Genomic DNA, 22,719 nt, shown 5'->3' on the forward strand with positions numbered 1-22,719 from the left:
TCGCCCATGCCTGAGTTCACGCTGCGCACACTGGCCGACCAGCTCGTCAACGGGCTGGTCATCGGCAACATCTACGCGCTGATCGCCATCGGCCTCGCCCTCATCTTCGGGGTGGCCAACCTAATCAACTTTGCCCATGGCTCGGTGTACATGATCGGCGCCTACGTGGGATGGGTGTGCGTGACCTGGCTGGGTTGGCCGTTGGGGCCGACGTTCATTGTGGTCGCCGTGGCCTGTGCGGCGCTCGGCGTGCTGATCGAACGCCTTGGGCTGCGCCGGCTACAGAGCGAAGCGCGCATCGCGCCGTTGCTGGCTACCATCGGCATCAGCTTTGCGCTCGACCAGTTGGTGCAGCTCATCTTCTCGCCCAACCCGCAGTCTTTCCCCAGCCCGCTGCCGGCGACGCGCGTCATGTTGGGCGGGGTTAGCATCGGCGCGCTCGACGCGCTCATCGCTGTCATCACGGTCACCAGCGCGGCGATGTTGTTTGCCTTTCTGCGCTTCACGCGGCTGGGCTGGGCGCTGCGCGCGACGGCGCAGGATCGCGAGGCAGCGCAACAGATGGGCGTGGACGTAAACGCGATCCAGGCGCTCACGTTTGCGGTCGCGGCGGTTCTAGGCGGCATCGGCGGCGTGATGATCGGCATGTATTTCACCTCGGTCTATCCGACCATGAGCTACGGCGCGATGCTCAAGGGCTTTGCGGCCAACCTGCTGGGTGGGCTGGGCAGCGTGCCCGGTGCCGTGATCGGCGGCTTGCTGCTGGGCCTGATCGAGACGTTTGGCGTCGCGCTGCTTGGCTCGACCTACCGCAACCTGTTCACCTTCGTCATCCTCATCGGCGTGCTGGTGCTGCGACCGACTGGCTTGTTCGGCGCGCGTCGCGCGATGCCCCCTGAGCCGCTCACCGGCACGTTCGTGGCGAATAGCAGGCCGGTGCGCGTCCCGCGGTTTGTGGTCATCGGCGGGTTGGTCGCCGCCGTCCTCTTGCCTTTCATCTCATCCAACCCCTACCTCTTGCAAATCTTCACCAACGCCTGGCTGTTCGCCATGCTGGCGTTGAGCATCACGCTGGTCACCGGCACGGCGGGGCAGATGTCGCTTGGCCAGGCGGGCTTCCTGGCCATCGGTGGCTACGCCTCGGCCTTGTTGGCTATGCGCCTGGGTTGGCCGTTGGAGCTGTCGTTGCTCGCCGGCGCGGCCATTGCGGCGGCGCTGGGCACGCTGCTCACGTGGCCGGTCTTCCGCCTGCGCAGCCAATACGTGGCGCTGGCCACGCTGGGCATCGGCGAGGTGATCAATCAGATCATCCTCAACTGGGAAGGGTTGACCAATGGTGTGTTGGGTCTGAGCAACATCCCGCCGCTGTCGTTGTTCGGCCTGCCGATCATCGAGACGTCGCCGATCTACTGGTTTGCCCTGGCGATGCTGGTCGTCGCCGCGCTCTTCCAATGGCGGCTGATGCAGTCGCACCTCGGCCGGACGTGGCGCGCCATGCGCGAGGACGAGGTTGCCGCGCGCGCCTTCGGCGTCTCGCTGAACCGCTACAAGGCGCTGGCGTTCATCGCTGGCGGGTTCATCGCCGGGCTGAGCGGGGCGTTCACGGCGCACATGTATTCGTATATCAACAACGAGACCTTCGCGGCGACGACTTCGATCCTCGGCCTGACGATGGTCATCTTGGGCGGGATGGGCAACATGAGCGGCGCGGTCGTCGGCGCCATCGCGCTAACGGCGCTGCCGGAGCTGTTCCGTCCGCTGGCCGATGCGCGCTATCTGATCTACGGCGTCGTGTTGCTGTTGTTGGTGCGCTTTCGCCCCCAGGGGTTGCTGGGGACGGTGTGAGGCAGGCATGGCGCTGTTAGAAGTTCGCGGCCTGCGCCGCGAATTCGGCGGGGTCGTTGCGGTGGACGGTGTGGATCTGACTGTCGAGGCGGGCGAGACGGTGAGCGTGATCGGGCCGAACGGCGCAGGCAAGACCACGCTGTTCAACCTGATCACCGGCCTGGACAAGCCGGATGCCGGCCAGGTGTTGTTGGATGGGCGCCCAATCACCGGTTGGCCGCCGGAGAAGTTGGCCGCGCTGGGCATCGCGCGCACTTTTCAGCACGGGCGCGTGTTCGGCAACCTGAGCGTGCTGGATAACGTGCTGATCGGGGCGCACACGCGCCAGGCGGCGCATCGCTTGCGCGCGCCGGTGCTGGGCATGATCGCCGAGTTAGCGCTGGCGCTGGTTCAGCCGCCGGCGTGGCGTGAGGAGCATCGGCGGCTGCGCGAGGAAGCGCGCGACGTGCTGGCCTTGTTCGGCGACCGGCTGCTGCCGCGCGCCGACCAGCCGGCCTATAGCCTCTCCTATGCCAACCGTCGGCGCACCGAGATCGCCCGCGCGTTGGCGTTGCGCCCTCGACTGCTCTTGTTGGACGAGCCAACCGCCGGCATGAATCCAACCGAGACCGCCGAGATGCTCGAATTCATCCGCTCCCTCAAGGGACGCGGCCTGACCCTCTTGCTGATCGAGCATAAGCTGTCGCTGGTGATGCAGCTTTCCGACCGCGTCATCGTCATGGACGACGGGCGCAAGATCGCCGAAGGCGTGCCCCAAAGCGTGCGCAACGACCCGAAGGTGATCGAAGCCTACTTGGGCCATAAGCGTCCGGGCAGCGATGCGCGGGATGTGCAGCCGGCCGGCGAAGACGATCGGCGCGCCGTTCTGGCGCAGACGCGCCCTTCTTCGGTGAGCTGATGAACGCCCCGGTCGCGCCCCCCTCAACACCGATGGCGCAAGCGATGCTGCCGGCATCCGCGCCCTTCCTGCTCCAGCTTGAGGGCATTCAGACCTTCTATGGCGTGTTGCAGGTGCACTTCGGCTTGAATCTGCATGTCTGCCGGGGAGAGATCGTGTGTCTGCTGGGCGGCAACGCCAGCGGCAAAAGCACCACCATGAAAGTGATCCTTGGCTTGGTCAAGCCGCGCGCGGGCCGCGTGCTGTTCGACGGCCAACCGATCACCGACCTGCCGACGCCGCAGATCATCCGACGCGGCATTGCGTCGGTGCCGGAATCGCGTCGCATCTTCCCCGAGATGACCGTGCGCGAGAACCTGCTGATGGGCGCATATGCGCGCGCCGACCGCGAAGAAGTGCGGCGCGACTACGAACAAATGCTGGAGCGTTTTCCTCGCCTGCGCCAGCGGCTGGACCAACGCGCCGGCGTGCTCAGCGGCGGCGAGCAGCAGATGCTAGCCATGGCGCGTGCGCTGATGAGCCGTCCGAAGCTGATCTGCATGGACGAGCCGACGATGGGGCTTTCCCCCTTGTTCGTGGACCGAGTGCTCGACCTGATCCAGCACATCAACCAGCAGGGCGTGACGGTGTTCATGGTGGAGCAGAACGCCAACCTGGCCCTGCAAATCGCTCACCGTGGCTACGTGCTGCAAAACGGCCACATCGTGCTGGAAGGCGCAGCGCGCGATCTGCTCGGCAGCTCGGAGGTGCGCGACGCCTATCTGGGCGGCGACGCGCGCTGAATGGTCAGGGTGCGCCTCACATCTACCACGCTGGCGATGACCAGGCCGCCCACCACCAGGGCCGCGCCGCCCACGTCGAATGCGCGAATCGGCTCGCCCGGCCCCGGGCTGCTGGCAGATGGCGAAAACACCGGCGCCACCAACAACCACACGCTGGCGCGCAGCGGGTCGCGCTCTTGCAACGTGAACATCAGCGCGTTGGCGATCACCGACACCATCAATGGGAGCGATATGGACGGGATCGGAGGTGGGCGGAGGCGCCGGCGACGAATGATCGTGTTGAGCGGATGATTGGGCGGATTTGGCAGCGTGGGGTAGGGATGCGCGGGGTGAAGCGCGTGGCGGGGCCGGAGCGGGCGATGGGGTTATCATGAGTGCAACCGGCCTAGAACCCGCCTCGTGCCTGTCAGGGGGGCTTTCGTTCAAACTCGCCCATGGTAAAAGGACCATCCCAAGCAGAAACTCAAGATAGGCGTGAAAACTCGCTACAATCGGCTACCCCGCTGGCCTATCGCGCAGTGCGCAACGGCGTGTGGGTGGCGCTTGGCTCATACTGGGTCATCGGCTTTGGCTTTGTCGCCAATATCGCGCTGATCCGCCTGCTCACGCCGGCCATTTACGGCGAGTTTGCGCTGGCGATGTTTTTCTACACCCTCTTCGATCTGCAAAGCAAAGTGGGTTTGAATTTTGCTTTTGCGCAACAGCGCGAAGTCAACGGCGAGACGATAGGAACACTGGCCATCCTCAGCGTTGTGATGGGCGCAGGCACGTTGCTGCTCGCGCTACTAGCTACGCCCGTCTTGCTGGCGCTGGGCTATGCCCCGATGACAGCAATCGCCATGTTAGCAATGTGCATATTGTCATTTGCAGGGAGTTGGGTAATGCCATTCGCCATCGTCTTCGAAGCGAACCTGCACTACAAGCCGCTAAGCGTTGCAACAGCCCTGGCTACGCCACTGTCGTATGGGCCGGCGTTTTGGCTGGCTTGGCAAGGCATGGGGCAGTACAGCCTGGCGAGTCAAACGGTCACCTACACCGTGCTGGTGCTCATGGGTATTCTGGCGTATGTTTTTTTTGCGCGACGCGACCTGTTGCGCCTGCGCTGGCGCTATCGGCCGGCGCTCGCGCGCCAATACTTGTCATTCGGCACGCCCACCGGCCTAAGCACCTTCGTTGCCAACCTACTGACCAGCGCCGATAACTTCATCCTGGGCACACTCGCCGGCACAACCACCTTGGGATACTATGATCGCGCTTATCGTCTCGCGCAATGGCCGACGCTCTTATTGAACACCGTCATCGAGCGGGCTGCTGTGTTCACCTATAGCCAGGTGCGCGAGAGCGCACAGCAGCTTCAACGCTCAGTGACGATGATGCTCTGGATTTCAGCCAACGTTGCCATTCCGGTAGCGCTGACGCTGTTCCTCAGCGCACCCGATCTGGTAATGCTGCTGTACGGCGAACAATGGACGCCGGCTGTTCCACTCTTGCGCCTTTTGCTCATCGCTGCTGTCCTGAGGCCACTCTGGGAGAATAGTCGGGCAATCTTGGTCGGCATCGGAGAGCCCCGTTGGGCGCTTGGGGTCTCGGTGATGCAACTCGTCCTACTCGCCATCATTGGCACGCTCCTGACTGCGACGCTCTCAGCCGGCGGAACTGCTGTTGCCGTTACGCTGGCGCTCGGTATTGCATTCGCGACAGCCTATCGCTTGTTCAGCAGGCATCTTGAAATGAAGTTGTGGCCCATCTTTGCAGGGCCGCTGGCGGCGGCAGCGCTCACCTGTGCAGCTTATCTGATCTTGGTGAGACTGCTCGATACGCACGACTCGTTGTGGCTATCTGTCGCCTGGAAAATGGGCTGGGGTACATCGGGGTTTTTCCTCTTTGCGCTGCTTCTTCAGCCCAAGCAGTTTACCGCACAGATCAGTTATCTCTGGCGACTCTGGCGCAGGCAGCCTGCGTCAGCGATGGGGAAAGCATCTCAAAGGGATTGATAATCATGGCGCTTATCTCAAAACTCAGGCACTTCGCGCGCACACTAGCTACACAGGTGCCCATCCTGCATCAAATCAGAGGTACCGGTGCAGGAAGATTGCTCGCACGAATCTCGCCGATTGAGCGTATTACGATTGACGATACCATCGTCATTGAATTGGACCTGCGCGTGCCACAGTTTCGCGGATACTTCTTTGGAAATGCATTCGCTCTTGAGTCTGATCTGCTGCTCATCCCGAGATTGCTCAGCGGCGATAGCGTGGTTGTAGATATCGGAGCTCATATCGGTGTGTACGCTTTACTGGCGGCCAAGTACGCAGCGCGGGTCATTGCTTTTGAGCCGGCACCGGAGACTTACAGGCGTATGCGCGCCAACATCGCACTGAACCCACGCTTGGCTCCTAAAATTGAGGTTCACCAGATCGCTCTATCTGACCATCCGGGGATGTTAGATTTTTATTACGTCGAGTCAGACCCGGCGGTATCCGGTCTTAAAAAACCCGAGTTTGGCCGACAAACTCATGTCATATCTGTCCCTGCACAGCGCTTGGATGACGTACTGGGCGAGGAACAGATCAGCTTTTTGAAGATAGATGTTGAAGGGGCCGAGTTAGAGGCTCTGTGCGGCGCATACCGCTTGCTGCGCCGCAATCAACCGCTGATTTTGTGCGAATTAATGGAATCGTATCATCAGCGCTTTGGACGAAGTGTGAGCGACCTCATCGGTTATTTGAACGATCTGGGCTATCGGGGTTTCGAGGTAAACATCGGGCCGCGCAGTTCAGCACAACTTTGCGTACAGCCACTCCAACCTGAAAAGCTGATCCACAACCCAAAGATTACCTTAAACGGCCTGTTTATCCCGGCATCTCAAGTGGAGCATGTGCTAGCACGTTTGGGTGGTGCGTCAGTGACAATGGAGAATGCTTGACCATGCATCCCTTGCGACTGATCTTCACCGCACCCCGCATCAACCCAGGCTTCATGACCACCGACATCCGCCTATTGTCGGAATGGACTGAAGTGATCCCGCTGGATTTAGCGGAATGCGCCGGCTTTCAGCGTTATACCTATTACACGCGCCTGCTCGATGCCCTGATCCGCCAGCGCGCTGATGGCGTATTTGCCTACTTCGTGCTCGCTAAATACACGCCGCTGCTGGCGCTCATCACCAAAGCCCTGCGGCGCAAGCTGATCATCGTCACCGGCGGCATAGACGCTACTTGGGTGCCGGACATTCAATGGGGGGACATGGGTGATCCGGTGAAGCGCAAACTGTTTGCCTTTGTGATGCGCCTGAGCGATGCCGTGTTACCCTTCTCAAACTCCTCCGCGCAAGAAGTGCTGTGTTACGGGCGCCCACGCCGCATGCGCACGGCCCATCTGGCCGTGGACACCGATCTGTTCAGACCTAGCGATGCGCCACGCGCACAGCGCGCTGTCACCGCTTGCCACGCCATTTCGCGCGCGGCGCTGTTGCAAAAGGGGATCGAACCGTTTGTGCGCGCGGCTGCTTACCTGCCCGACGTCGAGTTCTTGGTGATCGGTGCATTTGTGGACGACAGCATAGATTATCTGAAGCGCATCGCCGGACCAAACGTACAGTTCACCGAGCGGCGCTTTTCGGCTGCCGAATGCGCGCAGGCGTTTCAAGGAGCGCGCGTCTACGTCCAAGCTTCGGCTCACGAGGGGTTCGGGGTCTCGTTGGCCGAAGCGATGGCCTGTGAATGTGTGCCTGTGGTCGCCAATCGTTACGCCATGCCAGAGACCGTGGGCGAGACCGGCATCCTGACGCCGTTCAACGATCCGCCGGCGCTGGCCCGCGGCATCGCTGAAGCCCTCGCCAGACCAGAGCTGGGCAAGGCGGCCCGTCGGCGTGTGCTCAATCACTTCACGCTGACCCACCGCCGGCAATTACTTAAAGAAGAACTGGAAGCCGTATTCAGTAGAAAACTGTGAGCCTATGTGCGGCATTGCAGGTATTTATCATCTCGACGGCGCGCCAATCAACCTAGCCCAGCTTCAGCGCATGGCCGGCCTGTTGCGCCATCGTGGGCCGGACGATGAGGGCTTCGCGCTGTTCAACACGCAAACCGGCGCCGCGCTGCATCTCAAAGGGCCGGACAGTCCACCCGGCGTGGATTTGCCTGACATGCGCACCGTAAGCGAACAACCGCTTGTTAACTTGGGTTTAGTCGAACGCCGGCTGGCCATCCTTGACCTCAGCCCGGCCGGCCATACCCCGATGACCACAGCGGACGGTGCATTGACCCTTTGCTTCAACGGCGAGATCTACAACTACATTGAACTGCGCGCCGAGCTGGTCACGCTCGGCCATGCCTTTCGCAGCAGCGGTGACACTGAAGTGCTACTGGCTGCCTATCGCCAATGGGGTGAGGCTTGTGTGCAACGTTTCAACGGCATGTGGGCATTCGCCCTTTGGGATGCCCAACGACGGGTCTTGTTCTGTAGCCGTGACCGCTTTGGTGTGAAGCCCTTTTACTACGTCAAGACGCCAACGCTGTTCGCGTTCGCTTCTGAGCCAAAAGCGCTTTGGGCTAGCGGCCTCATACCCCCGCAGGTGGACGAGATCATCCTCGAAGACTTCTTGGCCGGCTACGAGGCCAGCCGGCTCGATGGCACCATGTTCGCCAACATTCGGCAACTGCCCGGCGGCCACTCGCTCAGCATCTCCGAGGGTGCTTTTGTGATCAAACGTTACTGGTCACTGCCGGTCAACCCCGACATTGGGCCAGCGCAACCGGACGACGGACCGGCGCAGCGCGTGTTGGAGTTGCTGACCGACGCGGTGCGCCTGCGCTTGCGCAGTGATGTGCCCGTAGGCACGTGCCTCTCCGGCGGTCTGGATTCGTCAGCTATTGTGGCGCTGGTCAACGTGCTCATGCAGACGGAACACGGCATACCGCGCGAGCAGCTTGGCGCACGGCAAAAGACCTTCACCGCTGCTTACGAGGACCATGTCAGTGACGAGCGGCGCTTTGCCCAAATTGTGGTAGAGCAAACCGGCGCCGAATGGCACTGCACTTTTCCCACCGCAGAGGGGCTGCGAGCCGATCTCGAACGCTTCGTCTGGCATCACGATGAGCCGCCGATCACCACCTCGATGTACGCGCAGTGGTGTGTGATGCGCCTGGCGCGCGAGCACGGGGTGACTGTGCTATTGGACGGTCAAGGGTCGGACGAGCTGCTGGCCGGTTACCTGCCGTTTGACGTATGGGTATCGCAATTATTACGCGCTGGGCGTTGGCGGCAACTGTGGCGAGAGACGTTAGCCATCCGGCGCGTTGGCAGCCGCAGTCTGGCAGGCGTCCTTGCGCGCGCCGTGGCCTACCAACTACCGTCGGCAGCCCAACGTTGGGTGCAGCAGCGCTGGTCGGGACGCATGACCGGTCTGCGCGCCGGCGTCGCCGAACGAGCTATGCGGCGACGCCGGCATGCCTTCCCGCCAGAGACATACGCTCACCTGCCCAGCCACCTTGCCCATCTCACTCTATACAACCTGCCGCGCTTGTTACGGGCAGAGGATCGCAACTCAATGGCATTCTCTATTGAGGCGCGCACCCCTTTTCTCGACGTGCGATTGGCCGAATACATCAGTCAATTACCGGCGGTGTATCGCATACATGCCGGCTGGTCGAAATATGTCTTGCGGCGAGCGATCCGAAATCTCTTACCGTCAGCGATTGTATGGCGGCGCGATAAGAAGGGCTTTGTCACGCCCGAACAAGCGTGGATGCGGGCGCTGCGTCCATTTTGGCGTGAGCTGTTTCACGACCGGCCACGCCTGAGCGACTGGCTGGACGTGGGCTTGGTGCGCAAGATGCTTGCAGCGGAAAGCACACCCGATGCCTCAATCATGGGCGCCAACCTGTGGCGCTGGGGGGCAGCAGAGGTATGGCTGCGCCAGATCGAGAGGTGCGCATGAAAATCTACGTTTACTACAAGGTTGATCGCGGTTACTACGAATCGGCCTATCAAAGCTGGCGGACACAAAGGGGCGATTTCAATTTGCATCTGTTGCGCACCCAGCACACGCTCTACAGTTGGAAGCGCGAATTTGAGGAGCTGGGCTGCCAGGTAGTGGTGGACATGCGCAGCAGCTTCTTGTTGCCCCAGCATCGCCGCGCGCATCTGCCGTTGTCGCTGGCCAAGGTCGCGCGCGCCGGTCTGTGGGGCACGCGCTTCGATGTGTGGCTGCTCCAGCGCAGCTTGCTACACCGCATCGAGCATTTCAAACCTGATGTGGTGTTCATCCCGCTCGGCAGCAGCATCTGGCGATCCACGCTACAGACGCTCAAACAGCGCGGCCTGACGCTGGTGCAGTGGTGCGGGTTGCCAGCCCAGACCATGCTGCCGCGCGACCGCGCCAATCTGCCCTACTTCGATCTTATCTTCCAGCCGGCCAATTTAGAATCCGGGCTGCGCGCCGCCGGCGCGACCGGCCGAATCGCCTATGTGCCGATCGGCATTGATCCTGAAATCCATCGGCCAGTCGCGCTCACAGAAGCCGAGCGCGCCCGCTACGGCAGCGATGTGTGCTTCATCGGTGGCCTCAGCAACCGCTTCCATCAAGCGCGCCGGCAAATGATCGAATTCGCCATCGTCCAAGGCGTGGACGTAAAAGTGTGGGGCGGCTACCGCGAGCACTTTATCGGCAGCCCAATCTTGAAGGTATGGCAAGGGCAAATCTGGGGCGAAGAGCAGGTCAAAGCGCTCTGCGCGGCCAAGATCGGCTTGAACTTCCATGTCGACCATCAGCCTGGCGAACTAGATCGCGGCTTGAACGTGCGAGCATTCGAGCTGGCCGCTTGCGGCACGTTTCAGTTGCTGCAGCGCGTGCCCAGTGTCGGCGAATTCTTCGAGGAGGGAAAAGAAATCGTGTGCTTTGACACTGCCGAAGAGATGTTGGACAAAATTCGCCACTACCTGAGCCACGAAGAGGAGCGCCGGCGCATTGCTGAGGCGGCGCGCGCCCGTGTGCTGCGCGACCATACGTGGGAGCGTCGTGTCCAGAAGATGCTCCGCTTGATGCAGGAGGTGCGGACATGATCAAGGTAGGCCACGATCTTACGGATGCTGAGATTGCGGCTCGCTACGACGCCTTCGGCGGCGAGCTATCCATGCACTCGGATTTCTACCCGGCCGTGGCCGAGTTTATCGGTGATGTAAGGGGGCAACGCGTGCTCGACGCAGGCTGCGGCGCCGGACAGCTTTTGGTCGAGCTCCACCGGCGCAATCCAACGGCAGAACTCTACGGGCTGGAGATATCGTCAGCCAATGTTGATAAGGCGCGCACCCATCTAGGGGATGCAGCTCATATTATGCAGGCGAGCCTTACGAATCTACCGCCATTGCCGGCAGCATTTTTTGATACGGTCATTCTGACCGAAGTCTTAGAGCACCTACGCTCGCCGTTGCAAGCGCTGCTCGCCCTCAAGCCACTGCTCAAGCCCCAGGGAGCGTTTGTCATCACCTTTCCCAACAGCGCGGCATGGCTGCCCTTCAGTGGGCTGGCAGCGCTATTGGCGCCGTTGATCCGCCCCATGCGCGGCTTTCTGCCGCACGAACACCCACTGCGCACCGAACAGCCGATTGACACGGTATTCTCGCAACATGAGGTGTTTGCCATCCTTCACCAGGCCGGGCTGCGCATCACCGACCGTGCCTGTCGGGAGACCTTTCCTTACGTGTTGGAGTTTTTCTACAAGTTCGGACGCATGGCTAATCCACCGCGCATGTGGCAACGACTCGACCGTTGGGTATCGCAGCGGGGCTGGACTGTGCTAGGCTACCGTATCTTTGTGCGGTGCCAGCCGATCCAGGCCATGCATCGTGGAACACGGTGATACCGCATGGCTGAGGGTAGATTGGTGCGGGTGCTGGTCATTATCACCGCTCGCTCAGTTGGCGGGGCAGAGCGGTATGTCGTGCAATTGGCCGGCGCCTTGGCGGGGTATGCTCGCTTCAGCTTTGTTCTACCCGATCATCCCAACCTCCGCGCATTCGCTACAGAGTTGAGCGCCCTCGGCTCAGTGCATTCGTGGCCGCTTGATCACCCAAGACAATGGCCAACCGTCATCCCGGCGCTGCGTCGCTTGAGTGGGCAGTACGACGTTGTTCATCTCAACTCGAATCATCCGGGTAGCCGGCTAGGAATTGCCTTTAGCTTTGCTTTATCTGGGACGGCAACCCCGTTGATCTGCGTTGAACACAGTGTATCGCCACTGAACGATATCGTCATCTCCCTGGCGCTTAAGCCCATATTACCGACGTTGTTCCGCCTGTCGCGACGACACGCCGCGCGCGTCATCGCCGTCTCGCACGATAATGCCGAGAAGTTGACGCAGCTCTACGGCATTCCGGCAACGCAGATCGAGATCATTCACAATTGCGTCTCCTTGCCGACGTTCGAGCCGTCGTTCATCACCCAGGCGCGGGCTGAGCTACGCGCGGAGTTAGACCTTGCGGCAGAGGACGTGATCGCGCTGACATTGGCCCGCTTGGCGGCTAACAAAGGGCACCGTTATTTGATCGCGGCGCTGCCGGCGGTACTGCAACGCTTTCCGCGTGCTCACTTCGTCTTTGCCGGCGCGCCGGATGAACAGGCAGCGTTGGCGCAACAAGCTGCTGCGCTCAACGTGAGCGATCACGTACACATCTTAGGCTTTCGCACCGATACACTCCGTTTACTGGCCGGCAGCGACCTGTTTGTGCTCCCCTCATTGGGTGAGGGGCTGCCCCTATCGGTGATTGAAGCGCTGGCCGCGGGCCTGCCGGTCGTGGCTACGCGCGTCGGCGGCATTCCGGAAGTGGTGGTGCACGGCAGACACGGCCTACTCGTGCCGCCGGCGGACACCCCTGCCTTGCGCGATGCACTCCTCAGCGTGCTCGGCCTTGACGCGAGCACGCGGGCACAGTGGCAGCAGTCGGCGCGGGAACGAGCCGGCCTGTTTCGCGCCGAGATCATGGCCGAGCGCATGCTCAAGGTGTATCGAGCGGCCGCGGACGCCGCGTACTCAAAAAGGTTTTGAGCTGTGAAGACTGTCCTCCGATTCGCTATCATCGGCTGTGGGCGCATTGCGCCCCGTCACGCGCAGTCCTTAGTGGATTTGCGTACGTCCGCCAAACTGGTTGCCGTCGCGGATGTGATCGAGTCACGGGCAATCCATCTTGCCCAGCAATTCGGTGCAGAACCGCTCACCGACTATCGGCGCGTGCTGGAGCGAAAAGACATTGACGTGGTGTGCATCTGCGTGCCCAGCGGACTGCACGCGCAGATCGGTATCGAGGCTGCTCGGCATGGTAAACACGTCGTGGTTGAAAAGCCGATGGCGCTCTCGTTGGCCGACGCCGACGCGCTGATTCAGGCCTGTGAGCGCGCCGGCGTGACCCTCACCGTAGTATTGCAAAACCGTTACAACCCGCCGATGCAAGATTTGAAGCGGTTAGTAGATTCGGGCCAACTGGGTCGGCTGCTGCTCGGCAACGCCACCGTGCGCTGGTATCGTCCGCAGAGTTACTATGAGGATGGCTGGCATGGCACGCAGGCAATGGATGGCGGCGCGCTGATGAATCAATCTATCCATCATATTGATGCACTCCAGTGGCTGATGGGCGACGTGGATAGCGTGTTTGCCTATGGCGCGACGCTGGCGCACCGCATGGAGTGCGAAGACGTAGGTGTGGCCGTATGGCGTTTTGCCTCAGGCGCTTTAGGCGTCGTCGAAGGCTCCACGGTGACGTGGCCGGAGAACTTGGAAGGCTCGGTGGCGATCTTCGGCGAGCGCGGCTCGGTCAAGGTGGGCGGCACAGCGCTGAATCGCAGGGTGCTCTGGAAGGTTGAGGGACAGCTCGAGCAAGAGCGGCACTTGATTAGCACCGAAGCAGTTGATCCACCCTCGGTATATGGGACGAGCCATCGCGCGGTGCTCGCTGACACTATTGCAGCCATTCACGACGGACGGCTACCGCAGACGCACGGCCACGAAGGCCGCCGTTCACTGGCGTTGGTGCTGGCAATGTACGAGTCTATGGCGCGTGGTGCGGAAGTGCACTTGGCGACACTCAAGCACTCACCCACACAGGGCATGGAGAAAGCATCATGAGCTACACCGACGCAACATACCACCCTACATGCATCGTCTACTCCGGCGTCGCACTTGGCGAAGCAGTGACGCTCGGCGCCTTTGTCATTGTTGGCGAACCGGCGCGCGGGCGATTGGCCGGCGAGGTAGCAACCCGCATCGGCGCACGGGCCATTGTGCGCTCACATACAGTCATCTATGCCGGCAACCAGATCGGTGACGATTTCCAGACCGGTCATGGCGTGCTCATCCGTGAGGACAATCAGATTGGTCATCGTGTCAGCATCGGCAGCCACAGCATTGTCGAGCATCATGTGCTGATCGGGGACGATGTGCGTATTCACTCTAACGCCTTTGTGCCGGAGTTTTCCGTCCTGGAGGCAGGCTGTTGGATCGGGCCATGCGTAGTGATGACCAACGCGCGCTACCCGGGTTCACCGCGCGCCAAAGCACAATTGCAGGGCGTCCATATTGAGCGTGGTGCGCGAATCGGCGCCGGGGCAATTCTGCTGCCGGGTGTGCGCATCGGCGCTGAAGCGCTGGTGGGAGCCGGCGCAGTCGTCACGCGCGACGTCTTGCCACGCGAAGTGGTGGCCGGCAACCCGGCTCGCGTAATCAATTCAATTAACTACATCGGAGCTTACCATGAGCAAAATCCCGCTCATTGACCTGAAAGCGCAGTATGCGACGATCAAATTCGAGATCGACGCAGCGATTCAGCGCGTGATCGAAACAACGGCTTTTATTAACGGACCAGATGTGCAGACATTTGAACAGGAGTTCGCTCGCTACTGCGGTGCAGCGCATGTGATAGGTGTAGCGTCGGGCACAGCGGCGTTGCAATTAGCGTTACAGGCTTGCGGTGTTCAACCCGGCGATGAGGTGATCACCGTCGCACATACCTTCTGCGCCACCGCCGAGGCAATCGTTCATGTGGGAGCCAGGCCTGTGTTCGTGGATATTGACCCGCAGACCTACACCATTGATCCAGACGAGGTGGCGCGCGCTATTACGCCGCGCACAAGAGCTATCGTACCGGTACATCTGTACGGCATGCCGGCTGACATGGACGCCATCCGTGCGCTGGCTCAGCAGCATGGCCTTGTCATCATCGAGGATGCAGCGCAAGCACATGGGGCCACATATAAGGGGCAAAGCGTAGGAACGCTTGGGCATGCGGCCTGTTTCAGTTTCTATCCGGGGAAAAACTTGGGCGCATACGGGGATGCCGGCGCCGTCACCACAAACGACCCAGCACTAGCGCAGCGTGTGCTAGCGCTGCGTGACCATGGACGAGCGGTTCGACCTGATGGAAAGCGCGCCAAATACGAACACGATCAGGTCGGCTATGGCGAGCGGTTGGACACCTTGCAAGCGGCGGTTCTGCGTGTCAAGTTGCGCCATTTACCCGATTGGACAGCCCGTCGTCAAGCGATTGCCCAGCGATACCTGGAACTACTCGCTGATGTGCCCATCGGGCTGCCATTCGTGCCTGTAGATCGCGCGCCGGTGTGGCACCTCTTTGTGATACGCGTGCCACATCGTGCTGAGGTACAGGCATATCTGGCTGCCCAAGGCATCGAAACCGGTATCCACTACCCAATCCCGCTGCACTTGCAAAAGAGTTTTGCCAACCTCGGCTATCGGGCCGGCGACTTGCCGCACACGGAGGCCGCTGCGCAGGAAATCCTGTCGTTGCCGATCTATCCAGAACTGAGCGAGGAGCAACAAGCACGTGTGGCGCGCGCACTGCGCGCAGCAGCTCACGAACTGGCTAATCGGCCATGACCAAACACACTTACTGCCAAGCCTATCATGCAGCCCACCTGACTGCGCACCCGGCCCGCGCCGGCGTGTGGAAGGTGATCAGCGCTTTCGTATCTCCCTACATCCCAGCCGACGGTCACGTGCTCGAGTTGGGCGCAGGATACTGCTATTGGATCAACTACACACGGGCGGCCCGCAAGGTTGCTATTGATCTCTGGGAACGCACGCCGGAATTTGCTGCTCCAGACGTAGAGGTCCTCCTCCACGATCTCTCCACAGGCCTTGCCTGTCTAGGGGATCAACGATTTGACGCCATCCTGGCGTCAAACGTGCTGGAGCATCTTGAGCCGAAGGATGTGATGCCCCTGGTCGCGGAAATCCACCGCCATCTTCGTCCACGCGGCCGGCTAATCGTCATTCAGCCCAACTTTTACCACGCTTATCGCCACTACTTCGACGACTACACCCATCGCTCCATCTTTAGCCACGTCTCGCTCGCCAACCTATTGCGCGCCCAGGGATTCCACATCGAGAAAGTCATGCCCCGCTTTTTGCCCTATAGCATGCGTGGCTTGAGCGTGGCTGTGCCGGCCTGGTTGATTCGCCTATATTTGGCATCGCCGTTCAAACCATTTGCCGGCCAAATGCTGATCGTGGCACAAAAACCAGATTCATCGCCGAGAGAACACCATGTATAACAGCAAACGCGTGAGCGTGATCTTCCCGGCCTACAACGAAGAGCAATACATCCGCCAGGCGGTGGAAGATTTCTGGATTCCAGGCATCGTGGATGAAGTGATCGTAGTCAACAACAACTCGCGCGATCGCACGGCCGAAGAAGCTGCCAAAACACCGGCGCGCGTCGTGCTCGAAACCCAACAGGGCTACGGTTATGCGCTACGACGTGGCATGCGCGAAGCGACCGGCGATCTCATCATCCTCGCTGAGCCAGATGGCACGTTCGTGGGCCGCGACGTGCTGAAGTTGCTCGCCTATGCCGAGGACTTTGAAATGGTCTGCGGCACGCGCACCACCCGCGAGATGATCTGGGAAGAAGCCAACATGGGATGGTTTTTGCGCATCGGCAATTGGGCGGTTGCCAAGATGCTGCAATTCCTCTATAACGGCCCCTCGCTCAGCGATTGCGGCTGCACCTTGCGCCTGATTCACCGTTCGGCGCTTGAACGCATTCAAGATCGTTTCACCGTTGGCAAGTCTCACTTCCTGCCAGAGATGGTGATCCTCGCTCTGCGCGCCGGCATCCGGGTCATTGAAGTGCCAGTCAACTATCGCGGGCGTGTGGGCGAGTCCAAGATCACCGGCAACTTTAAAGGCGCATTGCGCACCGGGTTGCGCATGATCGGCCTGATCCTCAGCTACAGGTTCAAGTAGCTTGCAGTTCCTCTTTTGCCTGATATACCGGATGAAGAGCCTTTGGATGGTGAGATTCCGCACGCTTTACGGCAGGCCGATCTGGCCGGCGTTGGCAGCACTGACAGGTCTGTATGCGTTGATCTTTGTCCTATCTCGGGACAAGCTGATCTACACCGATGAGGTTGTCTTTGCCCAGGATTTCGCGCGCATTGCGCGCGGCGCTTGGAGCGAAATAGTCATTCCCCACCCACCGCTTTACACCGCGCTGGGCAGCCTGGCTACGCAGGCATTCGGTTACACGCTGCCGGCCATGCGCCTGGTCGGCGGGTTGAGCTTCCTGGCCGTGCTGTGGCTGTTGCCCATGACCTGCTTGGCGCTCAGCGCGGATGTGGCGCGCGCCCGGCGCGCCGGCCTCATCGCTGCCCTGATCTGGGCAATTCACCCGCTGGCGCTGCAGGGCAGCCTGCTGCTTGACATTGACAACACCCTGTGGCCCCTCGGCATGGCAGCGCTACTGCTGGCGTTCAGCATCACTGAGGATGCGCCTTCAGCACAACGCATTGCATGGATCAGCTTAACTTGGGCGCTGCTCCTTTGGATCAAATGGCTGCCCTCAACCCTGCTATTGGGGGTGGCGTTGCTGATCGTGACACTGCTACGACGCCGGCGTGTGGCCAGTGCGCTGATTGGCTTGGCCCTGGGCAGCCTGAGCTTTGCCCTCAGCTTTCTGATCTTCATCGCATGGAGCCAATTTCCCATCGAGGCGCTGTGGCCATCCATCGCCAGAGTGCAAACAGCCGGCAGCGAAATACAACGCACCATCTCGCGCATCCTCATGGGCGGCGGCATCACCAGCGTTTGGATCGGCATCCCGTTCATCGCGGCCTGGCTGACTGTCGCTGTGCATCGCATCGGACAAGTGGCGCGCGGCGCAGCGATCGGTTACGCCGACGCCCTGCTGCTTTTCAGCCTGCTCGGCATGGCGCTCTACAGCGCCGGCAACGAACTGCCCATGGGCTTCCCGCGCTACCACTACCCGGTATTTTTAGGCATGTTGATCTTGGTCAGCCTGGCGCTGGCCGACAGCCCGACATTCAACACACTGTGGCAGTCGGCGCATCCTCGAGGCGCTATTCTGGCCGCTGCCGCAGGATGCGCATTGTTTTTTGCGCTGGTCTTGCCAGACCCATTGCTGCCGCAATATGCGCTCACCTTCGAGACAAACGACTTGTTGACGCGACTGCGCTTCGGCGCGCAGTTGCAAGTCATCGCCTTGGTGATTCCACTTGGGCTAGCAGTGCTGATATGTTGGTTGGCAGTGCGACGCGTCCAACCGGCGCTGCTGGCCGGTGCCATTGCCTTCAGCCTAGCTAGCTGGACGGTGACCACCACCACCCAAACCACCGCCGACTACGCCACAATCTACGAATATGGCCGGCGGGGCGGCCGCGAGATCGGCGCCATCATCGCCTCCAAAACCGCCCCTCACGACCGATTGATCGCCCCTAAAGAAATTCTATGGGCGGCGCAACGCGACGGCGATTTTGTCGTAGAGCTGCTGGCCTGCCCCACCTGCACCGCTCAGCAAATCATCAAGCGTTTCGAGAACGACCCACCGGCCGCCTTTGTGCTGACCACTAAAGAAGACGGCCGCTACACCCACATCACGCGCGATCCCACATTGACCGCATTATTGGGCCGATGTTATTCCGCGCCATTGAAGGTGGGGTCTTATCTGGCTTACTTTCACGTCGGCGGAGCATGCCGATGAGCGTTTCTAGACAAGCTACCCTGCGCGATTGGGCGCGCCGACATATCTTGGCAATTACCCTTGCCATAGCTGCTGCGTTCACCATAGGGTGCGCGCTGCGCATGGGCTGGCAGCCCCTCAGCACCGATGAAAACGACTTCTTTCTAGCCATGGCATATTGGCCGGAGTGGCGCAAGATCATTCCACACCCGCACCTGTACGTTCACTGGGCGCAACTGCTGTTGAGCATCTTTGGAGCAACTGTTGAAGCCGCCCGGCTGAGTGTGTTGATTCCGCATCTACTCACTTTGCCACTGTTAGCATGGCTGGCGCGTTTGCTTTACCACAATATGCCCGGCCGGCTCAACTGGCAAACTATCGCGCTTGTAGCAATCGGGCTATACGCGCTCAATCCACTCATTGTCCAGAACAGCGTGCTGATTGACATTGACAATGGGCTATTGACGACGGCGCTCACAGCATTGCTGTGCTTGTGGCTGGCGCTGCGCAGACGCTCACCGGTCATGCGCGTTTTTGTCCTGAGCATTGGATTCGCCATTTGCCTGTGGATCAAATTGCCCACCCCGCCGATGCTGGCGGCAGCGCTGATCGCCGGCGAGATTGCGCGTCGCAACTGGCGCGAGGCCGGCATAGCAGCCACATTCACCGCAGGCGGGGCAGCGCTGTTTGCAGTGCTGCACACCGTGTACGGCTGGTTCACCGGCTACACCTTAGCTGATGCCTCTGCTGCGCTTGTCGGGCGCAGCAGCGGTGTCGGCGAAGCACTATCGCAAGCCCCAAACCACTTTATCCAGACCAGCGGTGTGATGGTTTTTTGGCTGGGATTGCCAATTGCGCTCCTTGGTCTGTTGACGTTTTGGGACAGCGCCCAGCGCTGGGCGCGCCGGCAAATCAATGACACAGACATTGCTCTGTTGTATGTAGTCGGGGTGTTTGCCTTTTATGGCACAATGATTGTGCCGGCCTGGGGATACCCGCGCTATCACACGCCGGCCCTTCCTGTGCTGATGGTCATCATTGCGGCGTGGGTCAGCCGGCAAATTAGACAACCAGGTTGCGTCTTGTCGCGCATCGCACTGCCAATTATGCTGGGCGGCACGCTCTACATGCTGTTCATTGTTGGCGACCCAATGTACGACATCTACCGCGCGACCTTTGAAACCACTGTGCTGGCCGAACGATTGCGCATCGGCGGCCTGGCCATGGCGCGCCTGGCGCTGCCGATGGCGCTGGTGATCGGCCTGGGCTTCACACTAGCGCACCGCGTGCGCATGACGCGCACAGCACTGTTGGCCGGCGGGCTGGCCGCGTTGACCCTGGGCAGCTACCTAGCGACAGATCTGGTTCAAGTCACTGCCGAATACAGCACGCGCTATCGTTACACCTACAGGTATGCAGATCGGGCGCAGGCGACAGCCGCCGTGCGCACCAACGTTCCGCCGGGCGGTTATTCGCTGACGGATAAAGATTTGCTATGGTATGCCGGTCGGCCCGGCGACCAGATATACCCGTACCTTGGCAATCCAGACCTGTTAAAAACAACACTGCGCGCGCGACGGGTAGATGTCATTGCCTGGGCGCAGAAAGAACGTCTCAAAGCAACCGCGCTGAACGCGGATGCCGAGGCGCTGGCCATTCTGGAGCAGTGCTACCGCTCGCAGCGGTTCGGCGTATTCACCGTGCTGACGCGCGCGGGTCCAACCCCATGCTTGGGCATTCAATGAGCACATAGGAAAAATAGGAAATCGCACATGAGCAAAATCTTGGTTACCGGCGGCGCCGGCTTTATCGGTTCACACGTGGTTGAAGAGCTGATTGAGCGTGGACATGATGTGGTCGTGCTGGATGATTTGAGCGGTGGATTTGCCGACAACGTATTGCCCCAGGCCAAATTGGTCGTCGGCAGCATCACCAACGTCGAGTTGGTGCAACGGTTGTTCGAGGCCGAGCGTTTTGACTACGTCTACCACCTGGCAGCCTACGCAGCCGAGGGCTTGAGCCACTTCATCCGCCGCTTTAACTACGAAAATAATCTGATCGGCAGCATGAATTTGATCAATGCCGCCGTCAACCACAATGTAAAGTGCTTTGTATTTACCTCATCTATCGCCGTTTATGGCTCCAGCCCAGAACTCCCCATGCGCGAGGAAACTCCTCCCCATCCCGAAGACCCCTATGGCATTGCCAAGCTAGCCGTTGAGCAAGACTTAGCAGCCTGCCGAAACATGTTCGGGCTGAACTATGTCATCTTTCGTCCCCACAATGTCTACGGCGAGCGACAAAACATCGGCGACCGCTACCGCAACGTGGTCGGCATTTTCATGAACCAGATTCTGCAGGGCAAGCCAATGACCATCTTTGGCGACGGGCGGCAAACGCGCGCGTTCAGCTACATTCGCGACATCACACCGATCATGGCGGATGTGATTGACATGCCGCATGCTTGGAATGAAACCTTTAACATCGGCGCCGATCAACCGTATACCGTGCGGGAGCTCGCCGAACGTGTGGCCCAGGCGATGGGTGTTGCGCCCAACATCCGGTACGTAGAATCACGCAATGAAGTAATGCATGCATACGCCTCTCACGATAAGGTGCGACGCTTCTTCGGCGAACGCACGCTTCGTTCTCTGGACGAAGGACTAGCAGCCATGGCGGCATGGGTGAAGCGACATGGCGCGCGACGCAGCCAAAAGTTTCAAGACATCGAAGTTCTCCGCAATCTCCCCTCAGTCTGGTTAGAGGAATAGCGCACCTCATGCTCAATTCTAACGCGCATCCTCGGCGCAAATACTATTTCGATGCGCGGGTGATCCAAGATCACTTCCCCGGCATCGGGCGCTATGCGTACAACCTGCTGGCAGCGCTACCGGATGAACTAGACGAGGATGAAAGCATCATCGCACTGTTTGATCCCTCGGCGCTCAACACCCGCTTCGACCTGAACCGCTTGAACCACCCCAAACTGGAGCGGATCGAGTGCCGCGCGCCGCTCTTTCACCCCGCCAACCTACTACGCCCGCCAATCGCAGCCCTTCCCGCTGTTGTTTCCCATTACCCTTACTACGTGCGACCCTACATCAGCCCGGCGCATTCGGTGACGACGCTCCACGACCTCATTCCCCTCGCCCAGCCACATTTTGTACCCACAGCGAGAGATCGCCTCCTCATTTGGATATTGACCGCGCTCGCAGCACACGCCTCCACAATGCTCATCACCGTTTCAGAGGCCTCAGCACGCGACATTCGCCACACGTGGCCTCGCCTGCGCAAGCCGGTGATCGTGATCCCCGAAGCTGCCGATCCGATCTTCATCCCCCAATCGGTCGAGCGCTGTGCCATGGTGCGCGCCAAATACAACCTGCCCGAACGCTTCGTCCTTTACCTCGCTAGCAACAAGCCGCACAAGAACCTGGTACGACTCATCGAAGCTTGGGCTATCTTGAACGCCCAGCGCTCTGGCACGGCCGAGGTCCTGGTGATCGCCGGCCACCAGGACCCACGCTATCCGCAGGCGCAAGATCGCGCGCGGACGCTGGGCATTGCTGATCGAGTCCACTTCATCGGCGAGGTGCGCAACGACGACATGCCGGCGCTGTACTCGGCTTGCGCGCTGTTCGTCTTCCCTTCGCTCTACGAAGGCTTCGGCCTGACGCCGCTGGAAGCGATGGCCTGTGGCGCACCGGTCGCTTGCTCCAACGCATCATCGCTGCCTGAGGTGGTCGGCGACGCGGCGCTGTTGTTTGATCCCACTCGCCCCGAAGAGATTGCCGCGACATGCGCGCGCATCCTCCATGATGCCACGCTGCGACACCAAATGCACGCCGCCAGCCTGCGCCAGGCCGCTCGCTTCACTTGGGCCAAGACGGCTCGCCGCACGCTGGAGGTATACCGACACGTCGCTGCGTCGGCCAATGGTCAGCGTTGACGTGCCGCGCGGCATCTAAGCGCACATCACAGGCGCAAACCCGATCCGCAACGAGCGCGGAGATTACTGCGTGCTGGAAGACGATATGCGCTTCTCCTCTGATGTCAGTTCCATCGTGGAATCCCTCTCCGATGCGATGGCGCTGCGGGTGTTAAAACGATCTCACGGCGTCAGCAATGGTGTATTCAGCAGGTGACGGCGGACTTCAATCCGGTGGATGGAATCCAGTTTTACGCTCTCAAATCCTGCCGGTG

The 22,719-nt window shown here is 60.5% G+C and carries 20 protein-coding genes; 19 read left to right on the plus strand and 1 reads right to left on the minus strand.

Annotation, left to right across the window (positions count from 1 at the left end; genetic code table 11):
- The first annotated feature begins 6 nt into the window (after positions 1-6).
- The 3 genes from GXH28_RS04800 to GXH28_RS04810 are packed head-to-tail and all read left to right on the plus strand — an operon-like array spanning position 7 to position 3,525.
- Positions 7-1,845: an ABC transporter permease gene (locus GXH28_RS04800; RefSeq protein WP_169237879.1), complete on the plus strand. Its 1,839-nt coding sequence runs from the start codon at positions 7-9 to the stop codon at positions 1,843-1,845.
- A gap of 7 nt (positions 1,846-1,852) precedes the next feature.
- Entirely contained in the window at positions 1,853-2,743 is an 891-nt protein-coding gene (locus GXH28_RS04805) for an ABC transporter ATP-binding protein (protein ID WP_169237880.1), read from the plus strand.
- A 32-nt stretch (positions 2,744-2,775) separates the two neighbouring features.
- Positions 2,776-3,525, plus strand: a complete 750-nt coding sequence (locus tag GXH28_RS04810; RefSeq protein WP_169237932.1) for an ABC transporter ATP-binding protein — start codon at positions 2,776-2,778, stop codon at positions 3,523-3,525.
- On the opposite strand, the gene GXH28_RS04815 is transcribed toward GXH28_RS04810, so the two are convergent.
- On the minus strand, positions 3,501-3,743 hold the full coding sequence (locus tag GXH28_RS04815) for a hypothetical protein (protein WP_169237881.1): 243 nt from the start codon (positions 3,741-3,743) through the stop codon (positions 3,501-3,503). The genes GXH28_RS04810 and GXH28_RS04815 overlap by 25 nt on opposite strands.
- Positions 3,744-3,959: 216 nt before the next feature.
- On the opposite strand from GXH28_RS04815, the gene GXH28_RS04820 reads away from it, so the two are divergent.
- Genes GXH28_RS04820 through GXH28_RS04895 form a run of 16 tightly spaced genes read left to right on the plus strand, consistent with a single transcriptional unit; the run spans position 3,960 to position 22,465 of the window.
- A complete protein-coding gene (locus GXH28_RS04820) occupies positions 3,960-5,519 on the plus strand; it encodes an oligosaccharide flippase family protein (protein WP_169237882.1) in 1,560 nt (519 codons plus the stop codon).
- 5 nt (positions 5,520-5,524) lie between these two features.
- Positions 5,525-6,451, plus strand: a complete 927-nt coding sequence (locus GXH28_RS04825) for an FkbM family methyltransferase (protein WP_169237883.1) — start codon at positions 5,525-5,527, stop codon at positions 6,449-6,451.
- A 2-nt stretch (positions 6,452-6,453) separates the two neighbouring features.
- Entirely contained in the window at positions 6,454-7,479 is a 1,026-nt protein-coding gene (locus GXH28_RS04830; RefSeq protein ID WP_169237884.1) for a glycosyltransferase family 4 protein, read from the plus strand.
- A gap of 4 nt (positions 7,480-7,483) precedes the next feature.
- Entirely contained in the window at positions 7,484-9,466 is a 1,983-nt protein-coding gene (asnB, locus tag GXH28_RS04835) for an asparagine synthase (glutamine-hydrolyzing) (RefSeq protein ID WP_169237885.1), read from the plus strand.
- Entirely contained in the window at positions 9,463-10,590 is a 1,128-nt protein-coding gene (locus GXH28_RS04840) for a CgeB family protein (protein WP_169237886.1), read from the plus strand. The genes asnB and GXH28_RS04840 overlap by 4 nt, the downstream gene beginning before the upstream one ends.
- Positions 10,587-11,387, plus strand: coding sequence for a class I SAM-dependent methyltransferase (locus GXH28_RS04845; RefSeq protein WP_169237887.1), 801 nt, complete (start codon positions 10,587-10,589; stop codon positions 11,385-11,387). The genes GXH28_RS04840 and GXH28_RS04845 overlap by 4 nt, the downstream gene beginning before the upstream one ends.
- 6 nt (positions 11,388-11,393) lie before the next feature.
- On the plus strand, positions 11,394-12,572 hold the full coding sequence (locus GXH28_RS04850; RefSeq protein ID WP_169237888.1) for a glycosyltransferase family 4 protein: 1,179 nt from the start codon (positions 11,394-11,396) through the stop codon (positions 12,570-12,572).
- A 3-nt stretch (positions 12,573-12,575) separates the two neighbouring features.
- A complete protein-coding gene (locus GXH28_RS16795; RefSeq protein WP_169237889.1) occupies positions 12,576-13,646 on the plus strand; it encodes a Gfo/Idh/MocA family oxidoreductase in 1,071 nt (356 codons plus the stop codon).
- Positions 13,643-14,293, plus strand: coding sequence for an acyltransferase (locus GXH28_RS04860; protein ID WP_169237890.1), 651 nt, complete (start codon positions 13,643-13,645; stop codon positions 14,291-14,293). Before GXH28_RS16795 ends, GXH28_RS04860 begins: the two co-directional genes overlap by 4 nt.
- Positions 14,271-15,413, plus strand: a complete 1,143-nt coding sequence (locus GXH28_RS04865) for a DegT/DnrJ/EryC1/StrS family aminotransferase (RefSeq protein ID WP_169237891.1) — start codon at positions 14,271-14,273, stop codon at positions 15,411-15,413. Before GXH28_RS04860 ends, GXH28_RS04865 begins: the two co-directional genes overlap by 23 nt.
- Positions 15,410-16,090, plus strand: coding sequence for a class I SAM-dependent methyltransferase (locus GXH28_RS04870; protein WP_169237892.1), 681 nt, complete (start codon positions 15,410-15,412; stop codon positions 16,088-16,090). Before GXH28_RS04865 ends, GXH28_RS04870 begins: the two co-directional genes overlap by 4 nt.
- A complete protein-coding gene (locus tag GXH28_RS04875) occupies positions 16,083-16,784 on the plus strand; it encodes a glycosyltransferase family 2 protein (protein WP_169237893.1) in 702 nt (233 codons plus the stop codon). Before GXH28_RS04870 ends, GXH28_RS04875 begins: the two co-directional genes overlap by 8 nt.
- A 46-nt stretch (positions 16,785-16,830) precedes the next feature.
- Positions 16,831-18,537 (plus strand): hypothetical protein, encoded by a 1,707-nt coding sequence (locus GXH28_RS04880; RefSeq protein ID WP_169237894.1) that lies wholly within the window; start codon positions 16,831-16,833, stop codon positions 18,535-18,537.
- Positions 18,534-20,261, plus strand: a complete 1,728-nt coding sequence (locus GXH28_RS04885) for a hypothetical protein (RefSeq protein WP_169237895.1) — start codon at positions 18,534-18,536, stop codon at positions 20,259-20,261. Before GXH28_RS04880 ends, GXH28_RS04885 begins: the two co-directional genes overlap by 4 nt.
- A 27-nt stretch (positions 20,262-20,288) precedes the next feature.
- The gene (locus tag GXH28_RS04890) at positions 20,289-21,287 is read left to right on the plus strand and encodes an NAD-dependent epimerase/dehydratase family protein (protein ID WP_169237896.1); all 999 of its coding nucleotides are present in this window, start codon (positions 20,289-20,291) and stop codon (positions 21,285-21,287) included.
- A gap of 8 nt (positions 21,288-21,295) precedes the next feature.
- Positions 21,296-22,465 carry a glycosyltransferase family 4 protein gene (locus GXH28_RS04895; protein WP_169237897.1) on the plus strand — a complete coding sequence of 390 codons (1,170 nt, stop codon included), beginning with the start codon at positions 21,296-21,298 and terminating at the stop codon, positions 22,463-22,465.
- Positions 22,466-22,719 lie beyond the last annotated feature (254 nt).

Source organism: Candidatus Roseilinea sp. NK_OTU-006, assembly GCF_012931985.1.
Classification (GTDB): Bacteria; Chloroflexota; Anaerolineae; order J036; family Brachytrichaceae; genus JAAFGM01.

What these genes read in the sequence shown, in the direction of transcription:
- GXH28_RS04820 (WP_169237882.1), top strand. Translation starts at nt 3,960, where the DNA reads ATGGTAAAAGGACCATCCCAAGCAGAAACTCAAGATAGGCGTGAAAAC.
- GXH28_RS04875 (WP_169237893.1), top strand. Translation starts at nt 16,083, where the DNA reads ATGTATAACAGCAAACGCGTGAGCGTGATCTTCCCGGCCTACAACGAA.
- GXH28_RS04860 (WP_169237890.1), top strand. Translation starts at nt 13,643, where the DNA reads ATGAGCTACACCGACGCAACATACCACCCTACATGCATCGTCTACTCC.
- GXH28_RS04800 (WP_169237879.1), top strand. Translation starts at nt 7, where the DNA reads ATGCCTGAGTTCACGCTGCGCACACTGGCCGACCAGCTCGTCAACGGG.
- GXH28_RS04870 (WP_169237892.1), top strand. Translation starts at nt 15,410, where the DNA reads ATGACCAAACACACTTACTGCCAAGCCTATCATGCAGCCCACCTGACT.
- GXH28_RS04850 (WP_169237888.1), top strand. Translation starts at nt 11,394, where the DNA reads ATGGCTGAGGGTAGATTGGTGCGGGTGCTGGTCATTATCACCGCTCGC.
- GXH28_RS04805 (WP_169237880.1), top strand. Translation starts at nt 1,853, where the DNA reads ATGGCGCTGTTAGAAGTTCGCGGCCTGCGCCGCGAATTCGGCGGGGTC.
- GXH28_RS04810 (WP_169237932.1), top strand. Translation starts at nt 2,776, where the DNA reads ATGGCGCAAGCGATGCTGCCGGCATCCGCGCCCTTCCTGCTCCAGCTT.
- GXH28_RS04825 (WP_169237883.1), top strand. Translation starts at nt 5,525, where the DNA reads ATGGCGCTTATCTCAAAACTCAGGCACTTCGCGCGCACACTAGCTACA.
- GXH28_RS04865 (WP_169237891.1), top strand. Translation starts at nt 14,271, where the DNA reads ATGAGCAAAATCCCGCTCATTGACCTGAAAGCGCAGTATGCGACGATC.
- GXH28_RS04885 (WP_169237895.1), top strand. Translation starts at nt 18,534, where the DNA reads ATGAGCGTTTCTAGACAAGCTACCCTGCGCGATTGGGCGCGCCGACAT.
- GXH28_RS04845 (WP_169237887.1), top strand. Translation starts at nt 10,587, where the DNA reads ATGATCAAGGTAGGCCACGATCTTACGGATGCTGAGATTGCGGCTCGC.
- GXH28_RS04830 (WP_169237884.1), top strand. Translation starts at nt 6,454, where the DNA reads ATGCATCCCTTGCGACTGATCTTCACCGCACCCCGCATCAACCCAGGC.
- GXH28_RS04895 (WP_169237897.1), top strand. Translation starts at nt 21,296, where the DNA reads ATGCTCAATTCTAACGCGCATCCTCGGCGCAAATACTATTTCGATGCG.
- GXH28_RS04840 (WP_169237886.1), top strand. Translation starts at nt 9,463, where the DNA reads ATGAAAATCTACGTTTACTACAAGGTTGATCGCGGTTACTACGAATCG.
- asnB (WP_169237885.1), top strand. Translation starts at nt 7,484, where the DNA reads ATGTGCGGCATTGCAGGTATTTATCATCTCGACGGCGCGCCAATCAAC.
- GXH28_RS04890 (WP_169237896.1), top strand. Translation starts at nt 20,289, where the DNA reads ATGAGCAAAATCTTGGTTACCGGCGGCGCCGGCTTTATCGGTTCACAC.
- GXH28_RS04880 (WP_169237894.1), top strand. Translation starts at nt 16,831, where the DNA reads ATGGTGAGATTCCGCACGCTTTACGGCAGGCCGATCTGGCCGGCGTTG.
- GXH28_RS04815 (WP_169237881.1), bottom strand. Translation starts at nt 3,743, where the DNA reads ATGGTGTCGGTGATCGCCAACGCGCTGATGTTCACGTTGCAAGAGCGC.